This window comes from Candidatus Krumholzibacteriia bacterium (assembly GCA_030748535.1).
GTDB lineage: Bacteria > Krumholzibacteriota > Krumholzibacteriia > JACNKJ01 > JACNKJ01 > JASMLU01.
In genome coordinates, this window is record JASMLU010000001.1 from 414514 (window position 1) to 429246 (window position 14733).

Annotated in this window: 11 protein-coding genes and 1 tRNA gene; 3 read left to right on the plus strand and 9 right to left on the minus strand. The window is 56.1% G+C overall.

Annotation, left to right across the window (positions count from 1 at the left end; genetic code table 11):
• Window positions 1-29 precede the first annotated feature (29 nt).
• The gene (locus QGH30_01960) at window positions 30-1637 is read right to left on the minus strand and encodes a glycosyltransferase family 39 protein (GenBank protein ID MDP7021101.1); all 1608 of its coding nucleotides are present in this window, start codon (window positions 1635-1637) and stop codon (window positions 30-32) included.
• The gene (locus QGH30_01965) at window positions 1634-2251 is read right to left on the minus strand and encodes a phosphatase PAP2 family protein (GenBank protein ID MDP7021102.1); all 618 of its coding nucleotides are present in this window, start codon (window positions 2249-2251) and stop codon (window positions 1634-1636) included. The genes QGH30_01960 and QGH30_01965 overlap by 4 nt, the downstream gene beginning before the upstream one ends.
• Before the next feature lie 102 nt (window positions 2252-2353).
• Here QGH30_01965 and QGH30_01970 point away from each other — a divergent pair, with 102 nt between their 5' ends.
• From QGH30_01970 to QGH30_01980, 3 genes are all read left to right on the plus strand, one after another.
• A complete protein-coding gene (locus QGH30_01970; protein ID MDP7021103.1) occupies window positions 2354-3574 on the plus strand; it encodes an endonuclease/exonuclease/phosphatase family protein in 1221 nt (406 codons plus the stop codon).
• A gap of 60 nt (window positions 3575-3634) precedes the next feature.
• A tRNA-Glu gene (locus QGH30_01975) sits at window positions 3635-3708 on the plus strand.
• A 106-nt stretch (window positions 3709-3814) separates the two neighbouring features.
• Entirely contained in the window at window positions 3815-4465 is a 651-nt protein-coding gene (locus QGH30_01980) for a hemolysin III family protein (protein MDP7021104.1), read from the plus strand.
• A gap of 102 nt (window positions 4466-4567) precedes the next feature.
• On the opposite strand, the gene lexA is transcribed toward QGH30_01980, so the two are convergent.
• From lexA to QGH30_02015, 7 genes are all read right to left on the minus strand, one after another.
• Window positions 4568-5188, minus strand: coding sequence for a transcriptional repressor LexA (lexA, locus tag QGH30_01985; protein ID MDP7021105.1), 621 nt, complete (start codon window positions 5186-5188; stop codon window positions 4568-4570).
• Between the two features lie 574 nt (window positions 5189-5762).
• Complete coding sequence (locus QGH30_01990; protein ID MDP7021106.1) at window positions 5763-6953, minus strand: DNA polymerase IV; 1191 nt, start codon at window positions 6951-6953, stop codon at window positions 5763-5765.
• Between the two features lie 145 nt (window positions 6954-7098).
• On the minus strand, window positions 7099-7575 hold the full coding sequence (locus QGH30_01995) for a hypothetical protein (protein MDP7021107.1): 477 nt from the start codon (window positions 7573-7575) through the stop codon (window positions 7099-7101).
• Between the two features lie 105 nt (window positions 7576-7680).
• Window positions 7681-8268: a hypothetical protein gene (locus QGH30_02000; GenBank protein ID MDP7021108.1), complete on the minus strand. Its 588-nt coding sequence runs from the start codon at window positions 8266-8268 to the stop codon at window positions 7681-7683.
• Window positions 8269-8371: 103 nt separating this feature from the next.
• Window positions 8372-10081, minus strand: a complete 1710-nt coding sequence (locus QGH30_02005) for a hypothetical protein (GenBank protein ID MDP7021109.1) — start codon at window positions 10079-10081, stop codon at window positions 8372-8374.
• A gap of 176 nt (window positions 10082-10257) precedes the next feature.
• The gene (locus QGH30_02010; GenBank protein MDP7021110.1) at window positions 10258-11325 is read right to left on the minus strand and encodes a glycosyl hydrolase family 18 protein; all 1068 of its coding nucleotides are present in this window, start codon (window positions 11323-11325) and stop codon (window positions 10258-10260) included.
• Window position 11326: 1 nt separating this feature from the next.
• Window positions 11327-14683, minus strand: coding sequence for a CotH kinase family protein (locus QGH30_02015; protein ID MDP7021111.1), 3357 nt, complete (start codon window positions 14681-14683; stop codon window positions 11327-11329).
• Between the last annotated feature and the right edge of the window lie 50 nt (window positions 14684-14733).

Below are 14733 nucleotides of genomic sequence, written 5' to 3' on the forward strand. Positions count from 1 at the left end.
TTAATTATATCAGCTTTGGAGGGGTTCTCTCAAGGGAGGGGCTCCCGAAGGAGAAGGACAAAGCCGCCCTCCCGTCGAAGGATGCGGGACGGATACTGCCTCTGGATCTCCTCTGTCCGATGAAGGGGAGTTACGATGTAGAGCGGGCGATCTGTCGCTGTCATCAGTCTCTCCCGTCCCTCCGCAGAACGATCCGACCAGGCTCGCCGCCCCATTGTGTAGAGATGGGCATAGCTCTTGAAACCGGCGATACAGAGATCCGCAGGCTCCTCCCGCAGGCTCTCGTAAAGCGCAATGGCTCCCCCCTGGGAATGTGCCTCGATTTTGGGAAGCAAAAAGGGCCAGGATAGAAGGACACAAAGCCCGACAGTGAAACCCTGACTCATGGTTCCTCTTTGCCAGTTTCCACGGAAGACCCACAGGAGGGAGACAAGGGTCCCCAGTGCAAAGAGAAGCCCTGGAATCAGTGCCAGAGGACTCCAGGGAACCGGGCGAAGTATGTTGGCACGGGTAAACTCGTCCTCAATTAGATGAATCCAGGCATCCGGGTTTCTCATCAGGGCTGGCAGTGCGATGAGAAGAAGGGAGATCAGGCCCCCCACGAGAACCCAGAAAATCAGGGTCAGTTTCGAGAGCCTTGTCGAGTTGGCCAATAATCGTACTTCCCTTGCCGCCAACCAGGCTCCCGGCATGTAGACCAGGCTCGTGTAGTGAGGAATCTTGGTTTTCACAAGAGCAAAGAGAAGAAGGACAAAGAGCAGCCAGACTCTGGCAAGAAGAGTGGCGTCTTTCAGGGAAGGATCGCTTTCCTTTCGAAACAGGAATCGAAGAGCAAAAACAGAAAGCGGGAAACAGCCGAGGAGAAAGATCAGGAATTCGTAGCCGGGGAATCCCCCGTGGCCGGCATCCTGAGTCTGAAGCAGGCGAACCTGGTAGCGGACAAACTCCCGGATGAAGTCTCCCCCATTCACAAGACTCTCCATCAGAAACCAGGAAGCGGCACTGAGAACAAGAGCAAGTAAGAAAAGCGAGAAGGGGAGAATGCGAAGGTGAAAATCGCGCTTGATCAAGCGATAGATCACAAAGATCGCAATCGGGATTCCAGCGCCAAGAGGCCCCTTGCTCAGCACTGCAAGGCCGAGAGAAAGGCCGGAAATCATCGCAAGAGGAAAAACCCTTTCCTCCCGGCGATCCAGTTCGAAGAGGAGAAACAGGCCGAGAGCAATCCAGAAATTGAAGACCGGATCGATCAGACCCATGCGCCCGGTTACCAGAGGGAGAAAGCTGCCAAGATAGAAGCCCGCCCAGAGGAGCCCCTGCTTTTCATCCTTCCATCGCCGCCCCATCAGAAAGAGCATCAGGGCTGTCATGATACTGGCGATGGCACTCGGCAGTCGAGCCGATGCTTCGCTATCGCCCAGAAGAGAGGAAGCCATAGCCTGCAGCCAGAAGAAGAGAGGAGGTTTCTCGTAAAAGGGCTGACCGGCGATGGTCACTGTCAGGTAGTCGCCACGCTCGCTCATCTCGCGGGCAGCCTGAGCGAAGTTGAACTCATCCCAGTCGAAAAGGTGAACACTTCCGAGAAGAGGGAGGAAGACAAGAACCGCTAGCAAAAGAACCGGAAGGATGCCTCTCATGATGGCTTCTGATCCCTGCTGCGCAGGTCGGCGGGCAGCCAGAGTTTGGACATCAGGTCCACGCCGAACATTCCCAGAAGTGCCCCCCCGAGAACATCCAGGGGAAAGTGCGCTCCGACATAGACCCTGCTCACGCCCACCAGGAGAGCGAGCAGATAGAGCCAGCGCATACGGTTTCCGAAAAGAAGATGAAAGCCTGCAGCAAGTCCGAAGACGGCCTGGCTGTGACCCGAAGGGAAACTGCCATGGCGCAATTCGCGAAAGAGCTGCCGCATCGGAGTTCCATCGGGCAGGACTCCGCCCAGTTCCAGCAAGGGACGCGGGCGACCGACCCAGTCTTTCAAGAGATGTACGAAAACCGTGGTGAGCAGGACTGCCCCTAGAAGGAAAAGAAAGCGACTCCAGAAGCGACGGCGATCCAGCAGTAAGAGCCCCAGAATTGCAAGAGGCGCAGCAAGGAGCCCGTCTCCCAGCCAGGTAACCCAGCCAAGGAGCAGATCGCTTCCGGGAAAGTGAAGTCCATTGATCCAGGCGAATAGTGCGATATCCGCCTGACGAATCCAGGAACTGAGCGTACAAGCCGCCGATGGGGAACAGGTCTGGAGGAGTATCATGGAGCGAAGATAGTCAGGCCTTGTCCGGGGAACAAGAGAAAAGGCTGGCTCAATGTTTCCAAATATGGTACATTAATAAAAGTCCCCAACAAGTTGTGATACATGAAGATACGCAACATAACACTCCTTCTGGCCCTTTTTCCCCTTCTTCTCTCTGCCGAAGAACTGAGGCTGCTGGACTGGAATATCCTGAACTATCCGGGTGCGGGCTCGGACAGGGAAACCCACCTGTCGACTGTGATCGGGGAGTTGGAACCGGATCTACTCGTCGTACAGGAGCTTCAAAATATAAACGGCTACCAGCAGTTTCTCAGTGCGGTGCTTGAGCAGGTTCATCCGGGGCAATGGGGCGAAGCCCCCTTTCACAACAGCTACAATTCGGACCGGGGTCTCTACATCCGTGAGGAATGTGCCACCGTGATCGACTCCGGATGGCTGGACACGGATCTTCGCGACATTGAATGGTGGGATCTGGAGGCCACCTCCTCGGGAGATATCTTTCGCCTCTACACCCTGCACCTGAAAGCAAGCCAGGGAAGTACGAATGAAAACCGCCGGCACGATGAGTGCCTGGTCTTGCGCAACCAACTCGACACGCTCCCCGAAGACATGCCTTTTATCGTCGCCGGCGACTTCAACATCTACCACTCCAGTGAGCCCGCCTATCAACTGCTTCTCTCCAGTGGCCCGGGACAACTCCTTGATCCCATCGACTCTCCAGGGAACTGGCACGACAATCCCTCCTTTGCATCGATCCACACACAGTGTCCAAGGAAGGAGCAGTTCGGCGGTGGATCTTACGGAGGAATGGATGACCGCTTCGACCTGATTCTTGTCAGTGAGCACTTGCTGGATGGCGAGGGTCTGGAACTGCTTCCGGAAACCTATACCGCCTACGGTAACGATGGAGAACACTTCAACGAGTCGATTCTCTACGGCGGTTTCAACAATGCTGTTCCCTTTGAGATCGCCGAAGCGATCCACGAGGCCAGTGACCATATCCCGATACTTGCAGATATCGCACTGGGGGAAAGTGTCGATGCGCCCGAAAGTGAGGCGCATTCGATCAGACTCTCCGCATGGCCGAATCCCTTCAACCCGACCTGTGTTCTGGAAGTCCGTCTGGAAGAAGCCGCAAAGGTGACTCTGGAGATTTTCAATCTAAAGGGCCAGAGGCTTGAAGTACTCGTTCACCGCATTCTGGAAGCGGGCAGGCAGCAGTTCCCATGGAAGGCGGAAGGGCAACCCTCCGGTCTCTACCTTGCAAGACTACGCACAAACAGGGGGCAGGAAAAAGTGACCAAGCTGCTTCTTGTCCGATAGTCAAACGGTTGACAATCCCGAAAACCCTTGATAGCTTCTCGCATCCGGGAAATCCGGTATGTCCCCTTCGTCTAGCTCGGTTAGGACACCAGGTTTTCGACCTGGCGACACGGGTTCAAATCCCGTAGGGGATACCTTCTCAAGCGAGGGCTTTTGCCCTCGTTTTCTGTTTTTTGGCATGGCACGCTTGCCCTTCAAACCTGTTCCGGCTAGTTTCCATGGAAGATCCAAAGGAAGCCCATGCCCCATCGCGAAGCCCTATACAGCGTCCGCGAGGAAATCCTCCACAGTATCACTCACGGTCTGGGTGCTTTGCTGAGCATCGCCGGCCTTGTCCTTCTCGTCACCTTTGCGGCTCTGCGTTCTGACGTCTGGAGCGTAGTGAGCGTAAGTATCTTCGGAGGCAGCCTGGTTCTCCTGTATCTGACTTCCACCCTTTACCACGGCTTTCCCTGGCCCCGAGCGAAGATGATCTTTCGCAAACTGGATCACGCAGCCATCTACCTTCTCATCGCGGGAAGCTACACACCCTTTGTGCTGGTAAATCTCCGTGGAACCTGGGGCTGGACTCTCTTTGGCATTGTCTGGGGTCTGGCACTCCTCGGCATTCTCTTTGAAGTGTTGCTCAAGCGTCCGCCCAAGTGGCTCTCTCTGGGTTTCTATCTGGGTCTGGGATGGATGGTCCTTGTTGCCGCAAAGCCCCTCATCGAGTCGGTTCCCGCCTTGGGTTTACTCTTCCTGGCTCTCGGAGGCCTCTCCTACTCTCTGGGCACGGTTTTCTACGCATGGAAGAAACTCCCCTACCACCACGCCATCTGGCATTGCTTCGTCATCGGGGGAAGCGTCCTGCACTTCTTCTCTGTCTTCTATTCCGTGATCCCTGAGGCGTAGCTAGAATACACCCCAAGCTCAGGGCGTAAGATATTGTCACTTCATGTGTTCTGATATATGTCGCCCTGCTGGCGGGCGCAGGCACAATTTCCCGGCCAGAAGCTAGAGGCCCCGATACACCGCCAGTACTTTCCCGAGAATGCGGATTTCCGCTGAGCCGGCCGGCACGATAATGGGATCCATACTCGCATTCTCCGGCTGAAGGCGAATGGCATTGGACTCACGGTAGAAGGTCTTCACCGTGGTTTCGTCATCCACCATGGCAACGACGATTTCTCCGTTGCGTGCCTCCTCCTGAGACTGCACGACCAGCATGTCCCCGTCGAGGATATGGGCATCAATCATGGAATCCCCCGTGACCGTCAGGAGGAAGCTGCCATTGCGTGCCATGGAGCTGTCGATTTCCCTCCAGCCCTCGATGTTCTCTTCGGAGAGTACCGGCTGTCCGGCGGCCACGCGTCCCAGAAGCGGAAGACGAAGCACACTGTCCGCAGAGCTCGGGCGAAAGTCCAGAAGCTCAATGCCCCGGGACTTGTCCCGCTCGCGGCGGATGTAGCCTTTCCTCTCCAGAGCTTCCAGATGGTCCTGCACTCCCCGGGGAGAACGGATTCCGAACTGCCCGCCTATTTCCCGAAGGGTTGGCGGGTAGCCATTCTTATCGAGAAAGTCCCTCAGGAAGTCGAGGATGACAGACTGGCGATCTGTGAGAGCCTTTTTTTGCATACAGACCTTCTACGGTGAAAGTACCAAGCCCGGGAACAGCGAAGCTGCACCCGACGCACTCCATCGGAGCACAGGCGAAGGACGGGGGTCAAGAAAAAGCGCGGACCGGTCTCCGGGCGGGGCCCGGGGGTGAGAGACTCTGTTTCCGGAGACGGACGATCCGTCCGGAGCCAGCCCTTCGCGCCAGAATCGAGGAGCAAGGAGGAGGACGGCTGGGCCGACCTCATGAATGTCGAGCAGAGCGAACCCTCCCTGTCGCCTGCAGGACTCTCCTTCTCCCCGGAACTTTCTCCGGCCGCCCCGTCCCGGGCAAGGCGCTCTCCTGTCGGACAGATCCTTTCCCGAAGCAATTCCACAGCCGGATAGATACCCCCTGCCGGATGTACCTTGCAGCCGGGACAGAGAGCGTAGAGTTCAGGGTGTTCCGGATCCGATGGAAGATGAGCCGGATTTTCTTTCCGGAACCCCCTGGATTTCTCATTCATTGCCGCCCGGGCATTAGCCAGGGCCTCTTCAAGACTCAGGTCTCTCTTCTCCTCAAAGGGAATCGGGTATTGCTGGAGAGAGCTGTGATTCATGATTCTTTCCTCCTGAGAAGACGCGCGCGGCGAACGCTGTCCACACCGAAACGCCGCCCTAGCTCATCCATGGCATCGCTCACGCGTTCGCTGTGGCGAGACCCGGGTTCTTCAAAAAGACTCCGGGGAACTTCTTCCCGCGCCAGAAGCGAGGAGACAGAAATCCCCAGAAGCCGGGCCTTCTCTCCCCGGCGGTCCACCCGCGTGAGGAGCTTTTTGGCAATCTCGTAGAGTGCCCAGGCCTGATCGATGTACTCGGAACTGCTCATGGAGCGGGTCATGCTGCGGAAGGAGGCAGTACGGAACTTCAGCGTCACGGTGCGCCCGGCCACGCCCTGTTTGCGAAGACGGCGGGCCACTTTCTCGGCAAGAGCCAGAAGCGTTCGCTCAATGGCTTCCTGCGAGCCCCGGTCCTCGGGGAAGGTGATTTCGTGGCCCACGGATTTTTCTTCCTGAAGAGGCTCGACGGGCCGCTCGTCCACACCACGGGACAGACGCCAGAGGTGAGTCCCCCACTTGCCGAAGCTTTGCTCCAGTCTTTCCAGGCCCATCCCGGCCAGATCGCCAATCGTTTCCACACCCATGCGCTGGAGACTCTCCAGAGTTCGGGGACCCACGCCCCAGAGGCGGCTGACGGCCAGGGGATGAAGAAAAGCCTCCACCGTGCCGGGAGGAACCACCACGATGCCAGCCGGTTTGTGCAGGTCGGAGGCAATCTTCGAAACAAACTTCACGGGCGCGATTCCCACGGAGGAGTTCAGACCCGTTTCCTTCAGAACCCGCTTCTGGATATGGCGGATCGTCTGCTCCGGCGGCCCGAAGAGCAGGAGCGTCCCGCTAAGGTCGAAAAAGGCCTCGTCCAGACTCAGGGGCTCGACCCGGGGCGAGTATTCCCGGAGGATGCTCATGACCTGCCGACTTTCCTCGACATAGGCCTCCATGCGAAGATCCATGAAGCAGGCATCCGGGCAGAGTTTCCAGGCCCGACGCAGGGGCATGGCACTGCGGATGCCCAAAGCTCTCGCCTCATAACTGGCCGCCGCCACCACTCCCCGGCGACTCGGATCACTACTGCCCACGACCACGGGACGACCCCGCAGTTCAGGGAAATCCCTCTGCTCCACCGATGCGTAAAAGGCATCCATGTCCAGATGAGCGATGGCGGGAGAACGGGAGAACAAGAGCAATTCCTTTCCTTTGGCTTCGTGGAAAGGAATACTATACATTTGTATAGTGTGTCAAGCCTCTCTCAAAAAAAAGTTCCAAGTCCTTGGGGCACAAGAAAAAGGGAGAGGCAGCACCTCTCCCCCCAAGGCTGGAAGCGACCCGGTCTTAGCGATAGAGAGCCTTGAACTGGCTCCAGCTACTGGTCTCTGCCGGAGCCATGTCGCAACTGCTGGGACCGAAATCGCTGCTGTAGCGATCATCGCCCGGAACACTGATGGCCTCCCAGTGAAACTCAAAGAGATCACCCTCAAGAGCAGCGAAAATAACAGGAGCCTCTGTGACAGGATCCCCCAGAGGCACTCTCCAGTCGAGAAGCCAGGAGCCGTCCGGCTCAAGGCGACCCGGGACATTGCCCATACCGGGGTAATCCGAAAGGTCGATGCTCAGTTCAAGGATCTTTCCCTCAATCGGCGTGATCCGCAGACTGCCCAGGGCTTCTGCGGCGCTGTACTCAAAGCTGCCCCGCCAGGCGAGACTGTTCTCTCCACAATCCAGAGAGTATTCCAGAATCTGGACAGCGGAAACCGGTACGGCAAGCAGTGAAAGGAGAAGAAATGCGAGTGTTAAGTTCTTTTTTTTCATGATCTTGTCCCCCATTGACTGGTTTTGATAACACATCCTCTGCTCCGGTAATCGCAAAAGAAATGCCAGAGGGAAGGAATGGGCAGAATCATGCCCCTGAGGGAACTAGGAGGAACTGCGCGCCCGGAGAATCCGGAACTCCAGATCCCGGAAAGAGCGCGCCATCGAACGGGCGCTACGGGCAATGGAATCAATGCCACGCAGGGAAAACTCGTTCTCCTGCATACGGGCCAAAAGAAGAAGCTCGAAGGCTGTCGCGCGCATCCAGCCCACATCCACCCGGTAGCCGCAGGCAGCCAGGGCGCCGGTTCTGTCAAGGAAGCGCCGCAGGCTACGAGCTTCGATATTCAGGGTGCTGCAGGAGGCAAAGAGGATGACCCGGTTCTCGCAGCGCCCTTCCAGAAGCTCTGCCATTCGATCCAGAGAATACCGCTCCTCAGCAATCTGGATCCCCTCCTCCAGTCCATGGCTGGCCAGATAGAGAACCGGATAGGCCTCATAGCGCTTCTGCGTCCACTTGCCGAGATAGAGCTCAAACTCCTCGGCGGTAGCAAACTCCCGGTGGATGTAGTCCACTCCCTCGTTCAGACGAAGAAGCTCCAGAAGGGGTCGCACGGTGGACATGACTCTCAGGTCGGGATCCCAAAGACCCTCGAGACAGAAGATGCCCTTGTTCTGATCTTTCTTGCGCATACCCGCCTCCTCTTCCCCGAAAGCCTAGAAGCAGCAAGCCAAATGGGGAAGCAAAAAAAAGACCCCGCAGGGTCCATTTCCAAAGCAAGAAAGATTTCAATCCCTAGGGGGAAGCAGTCCAGGCAAAGTAGTCAAAGAGGGAGTAGCTAAAGGTACCGTCGTCATAGAAGGTGCGCAGACCCGCATAGAGCTTTTGCCCGTCAGCAGGCAGGCCGGTGGCCAGTACGGAGTAGTCCCGCTGATAGCCGGAATGGAAAAAGACCTCTTCACAGTTCTCATCAAGGACTTCAAACTCGAAGCCCACCACGCTCGGAACATCCGTCCACTCAAAGAGCACGTCCCGGCCCATGAGAACTGTCCCCGGCAAGGGGCGGGCAATCTCCGGCGTCATGTACTGCATGTGCCACCAGTTCGACTGGTAGGTCAGATCACAGGCCTGGTCGTATAATTCCAGATAGACCTGATAGGGAGGCTCCAGATCCCTTGGATAAGCATACCAGAGAGAGTTGAGATCCTCGTTGTCCTCCAGATCGCAGAAGACATTCAACTCCGCGCCTTCCTGATCAAAGAGTGTCACCAGGGTTCGGGAGGAAAGGGAGAGTCCACCGTCCTCGCAGGGAGGGTAGCCCGGGCCCGCCGCGAAGAGAACATCCGGGATGACATCCCAGTTCACAACCTTCATGAAGTAGCGGGTGTAAACGATTCCATCTTCAACAAAATCCTCTGTGCCCGTGGTGCCAACCCGTGGCTGGGGAAGATCGGGGAAGCAGTCCACAGCTCCGCAATCTTCCGGATTGTCCGAAGGACCGACCAGCACTTCCACAATCTCGCGGACCGTTCTCGGGGCCGGCTCGCCGGTATCGGGATCCACATAGAAATCCGAGATCTGGATGTCGATGGTCACGACTCCCCCATCAAGCAAACAGGGATAGTCGTGGATCTCATAGACAGGCGTGTTGCTGATGCGTTCCAGAGGAGCTTCACCATCGCCCCAGTCAACGGTCACCAGCATGGAGTCGTTGTAGAAATTGCCATAGGTCATCGAGAGCATGACCTCGTTGGCCCCGGGAACAGTGGGCGTCACCATGAGTGTAGCGATGATGGGTGGCGGCGCGCCGTCACTGACAGTAGGATCCAGGGCGAGTGGGTACTGAACTCCCGGCTCGGTGAACCAGGAAGTGGACAGGCGAGTGACCAGTTCGGCACGGCCCGCTTCCAGGAAGCGAAGCTCGTACTCGATCCATGGCCGGTGAAGGAAACGGGCATCCCAGGCCGTTGCGGCGGGAATGTAAAAGACCTCGGCTCCCCCGGAGTCATGAAGGCTGATTCCATTGGCCGTGATGGCACTCTCACCAGCAAAGACTTCTCCCGCGCGAGTGAAGACCCGAAGATCCTCATCGAAGCTCAAGGGCTCTATGAACTCCAGAGTCTTCGCCTCGTCGACAAAATCCGGCAGGTACTGGAAGAGGATCACATGGCGAAGCAGGCCCTCGGTCTGAGTGATGCGAAGATCGATTCCGTTTCCAAAGAGTCCGGGAAGATAGCGGCTTGCGCCCTCTTGCAGAGGGGCAACGGCGGAAGCCTGGAGGCGATCCACTTCCAGACCGGTAGGCCCGTAGAGAACGATCTCACCGGCTTCGAATTCGAAGCGGTGCGTTCCCCCGACCTCGGTCAGGATCGCGCCACCCGTCTCCAGATCCACCAAAGGATCGGAGAAAGGTTCTGCGATATCCAGGCTACATCCGGCCACGATTGACATCAGGATACTGAGTACCCCGATACCATATAGCCGAATGTGGGCGACCCGATTCATGGGTCCTCCATTTCCGTGTACAGGCTTCCCGTGTAGATCTTCTACACCCATCCGAAGACAAGTATAGCAAAGTAGCTAAAGCCTTGTGTATCAGCAGCTAAGACCCTGAGGTGCGGGATTTTTCTGATAATTGTGTAGGCGAGCACCTACGCAATCGTAGGAAACATCCAGGAAGTTCAGGGAAGAATCGGGAGCCCCAAAACTGAAGAAAGACTGTCTCCGAAGCTATAGGCGGGAGTATTGGTCTTGTCCCAGCCAATAGACCAGACCATAAAGCCCTTCATTTCAGCACCTTGCGACTGAAGAATCTCGTATTCCGTGGCAATTTCCAGGGGCGACAGCCAGCCTCCACCCGGAGCGGAACCCGTGGGAGTGGCCGGATGCCCGCTCGCGATTTTGTCAGAAGGAATCTCGATCTGATAACTGCACTTGTCATTCGGATCAAAAAAAGATTCCCAGGGATGATGCTCGGGAGCTTCAAACTCGAAAGTCCCGCTAGCCAGAAGAGTCACATATTCCGAGATGGAATGGGCGCCATGAGAATGGTTGTAGAACTGGGGCTGTATCCAGTCGACATAGGGCATCATGTCGCTGCTGAGCAGGGGAGCATAGTTGTTCCAGGAGCGCGTGGGACGATTGACCGGAGGGTCGTAATCGTAGAGAAATGCCTGTGGAGGGCTCAGGGTAACCAGATAACCATACCCCTTTATTTTTTTTATCAGGCCCCGCATGCAGTAGAGGAAGTCATGAAGAGACTCTACCGTCTCGATGTCGATGTCGAGACCGTCAAAACCATACTGCTCGAAAACATCGAGCAACTGGCTTCCCGCTTTTTGAATCCAGAAGTCCCGGCTTACATTCAGGAATGGAAAAAAGCCCCTCTCTCCCCCCATGGACAGCAGGACACGGCAACCGGTTCTCTCCTTGAGAGACCGAATCTGTCCGTTTTGAATCTGCGCGGGGTAAGCCACCTGTGGTTGTCCAAGCTGAATCCAGTCCAGGTTGCCGTAGCTGTCGACATTGCAAAAAGCCACCGTGAGAACATTGTAACTCTCGGGGATCTGACTCAAGTCCGGTGGTTCCTGCATGGTTCCCGGCTGTGTGGCCCCCCAGAATCCCGACAGGACTATTGGAGGAGCTTCCACATGTGCATGCTCGTTCCCGTTGTCGGGATACACAATGACCAGTTCCGTGCAGGCACAGAGGAAGAGGACAAGAAGGGGAATCAGGATGGGTCGATGCATGTCACTTCAGGAGCAGGAGTTTACGGGAATGGGAACTCTCTCCGTCAGAGAGCCTTAGAAAATACACTCCACTCGCCAGTTTCATTCCCCGCTCATCCCGTCCCTGCCACTGCAGCGAGTGGTTCCCTGCTACATACGGACCATCGGCCAGAAGCGCAAGAAGCCTCCCGCTCAGATCATGAACCGACAAACGAATATCGCATGCCTCCAATAGAGAGAAGCGAATCTCCGTTGTGGGATTGAAGGGATTGGGAAAGACATTTCTCAAGACAGTGGAAGCGCCCGGCGTCCCTTCGCTCACTCCCACTGCATCGGAAACACTGTTGAGCGCCCCCGGAGTGCCGTACCCTTGGGAGGAGGCCCAACTCTCGGGAAGCGAATTGTCGAACTCGGCATCCAGAAGCTCCAGGGTCGGACCGAAACCGTCGGCCTCGGGAGGCCAGGGAGGGGCATCATCATAGACAAGCTGATCGTAGATCACTCCCTCTGCGCTCCGGAAGCTCAAGGCCTCTCCTCCCCCGCTGAAACCGAAGCCCAGATCACCGACCACCTGCGTGACCTCCGGGAAGCAGGCATGAAAGAGCTGGTAACTCCTGCAAAGCACCAGATAGGCGTGAGCCGCAATCACCGTCCCCTCAGGAATGACAAAGGTATTGGCCAAATCCATGAACTGCATCCCGGAAATGTCAATCGCCTGATCGCCAGGGTTGTGCAACTCCACCCAATCCTCCGGATTGAACTGGCCGGATGAGTGGTAGTTGATCTCATTGATCACGATCCCGGAGGCCGTCATGTCGAAAGGCAGGGCGCCCATGTCCGCAAGAGTTCCGTCCGGGTCGGGAGGAGAGAGAGGATCGCCCGCATTGATGCAGGGAGAAAAGGCCGTGAGATTGAAATTCCCCGCAGAAGCATCCACAAAGAGAGGAGCCTCGAAGAGGTTGCCGATACCCGGAATGCTGTCAGTATCTGAAAGGGAATAACGAAACTGAACTGCGGAAAGAGGGTCGATGGCAATCGAGGAGTCCAGGCTCGAAGAGACAATGCCATTGATCACGGTCGCAAAGCCACCCCCCTGTCCGGCGTTCTTCTCGTAGGCGGAGATCCCCAGCACATTTCCATAGAGAGTGTTGCGATCCATCGTGACAAAAGAGGAATCCTTTACCGCAACCGCGATATCACAAGCTTCAATCGTATTGTAAAGGAGAGTTGCCGTACTCCTCTCCCCGACGGAAACCCCCTTGTCCGCGGCCTGCGATAAAGAGTTTCCCTCCAGTGTCGCGAAACTGCCTTCCCCGACATCGATGAAGTCGTCCTCCCCGCTCGAGAACTGACATCGACGGACCTGCCCATCACTCACTCCGTCGAAGTCCACGGCATCTCCACCGGCAGTCACATTCTCAAAGACGCAGTCCTCGATCAGGGCCGTCCCGACACGCAGATTGAAATGTTCCCCCTGATTTCCCGACAGAAACTGGCTGTCCCTCAGTTCGACGCTGGCTTCATTTGCATAGACACATTGGTAGTTGTCCCTGAAGACAAGGTTCTGGAGAAAGAGATCGGTCGCATAGCTGGAGATGGCCGCCTTTTGCCAGGCGGGTCCCCCCTGAGCGACTCCTGACGAGGCTCCCTCGATGAGGACATGCTCCAGCGTGGAGGGAGCGCTTCCAGCCTCGAAACAGAGTGCGCCCCAGCGGTCGGCCGACAGTCGCGGCATGAAATGAATGGGTCGCCATGCGTAGCCATGGGCATCAATCTGCCCTTTCACCAGAACCCTCACTCCATCGGCCAGACGAATCTCTGAACCGTATTCGATTTCAAGAAGCACCCCGCTCTCCACGGTCAAGTCCTCGTTCACATAGTAAGGAGAACCCAGGATGTTGAGGGTCATGTCTTCGCTGATCGAGGGTGGAAGAACGGTGCCCTCCACAACCTTGAAGGAATTGTAGGTGTCAAAGCCCTCTACCTCATGCCCCGGCATTCCGTCTATGGCCTGCACCATCCAGTACCAGAGGACATAAGGGTTGAAGGTATCGGGAGGAGTAAAGACCGTATCCTGCAGGCCCGTGTACCAGGTCGTCAGGTCTTCGGCAAAAGTCAAGCTCCTGCTGATTGCCAATTTGTAACGGACTGGATCACCATTGGGATCGCTGGAGGAACCCCATCGAAGGGTCACACTGTCGGGAAATGAGTAGGGAGTCCGTTCCAGTTCGAAGGAACGGGGTTTCCAGGAGAGTTGTTCAATCAGGTCAGGAATGCGACCTTCAATCCCGATCACCTTCTCCTGTGAAGTGCGATACTGCCAGTCGTTGAGGTCATACACATTGTCGCTATGATCGTTCTCCACGGAAGCCTCAATCACAACCATCAAGCTGTCGATGAGCGGAAACAGATGGTCCGTGGTAAAAAGGGTCGTCGCCAGTTCCAGCACGCGGCCACGATAAGCATCGAAGAGTTCGGGAACGATAAAGACCCGTTCCGGCAGTGGATTGTCATGGTAGGTGAAATAGGATGTGCGATGATAGGGATAGGATGCCCCGTACTGGGCAAAGGTCTTGTCCACATCCCAGGGCAACATGATCCAGTTCCCGCTTCCTGCGATGTCGTGATACATGTAGTAGTTGTGATAGTAGGTGCTTCCATTGGCCAGAAGACTGTTCAGGGCCAGGATGTTCATCAGGCGATCGTAGTCAAAGTTCTGCTGAAAGTAGTTGGGGAGATCCGCGTCAGAAACCGAATCGAGATTGTCAATCAACTCTTGCAGGTCATCTCTCGATTCATTCTCATTGGTTTTCTTTTCCCAGTGTATCTCCACATCATCAAAGATGCTCAGGCAGGCTCCATCAAGAGTGGCCTTGTAGAGATTGCCCTGCGGGTCGAGTCCCTTGTCCGCAAGAAAGTCCTCGTCCACATTCTCCACACGAATGTAAAGCCCGAAGTACTCTCCATTCAGGTGGAGCCTTGCATGCTCCGCATCAAAACAGGGATGCCCGCTTTCCTGGAAGAGTCGGGAGGCAAGAACCGTCCTCATATAAGAGCGGTCATACCAGTCGGCATTCATGAGCATGACATCCCGGCCGTTCGGAAAAGCAGCCCCGTCGCTTTTGATTCTGAGCGACTTTTTCGGAAACTCTCTTGAGGAATCTCCCCGGATTCTCATCCTGCAGTCAGGCCAGGTAACTCCGTTGATCCCCATCGTGCAGGGGATGTAGTGATCCAGCCAGTAGTTGTCATAAATGAACTGAAAACTGTCGGGGTCACAGCTGAGGAAATAGTCCGTCGGAGCCAACTGGGCATGACCAAGCGGGGCAATCAGGGAAATCGCCAAAAGGAAAAGAACCGGCTTTCCCGGAAAATGCATCCTTCCCCCACCTTGTCGTGATTGATTCAAGGAATCCCAATTATAGCACA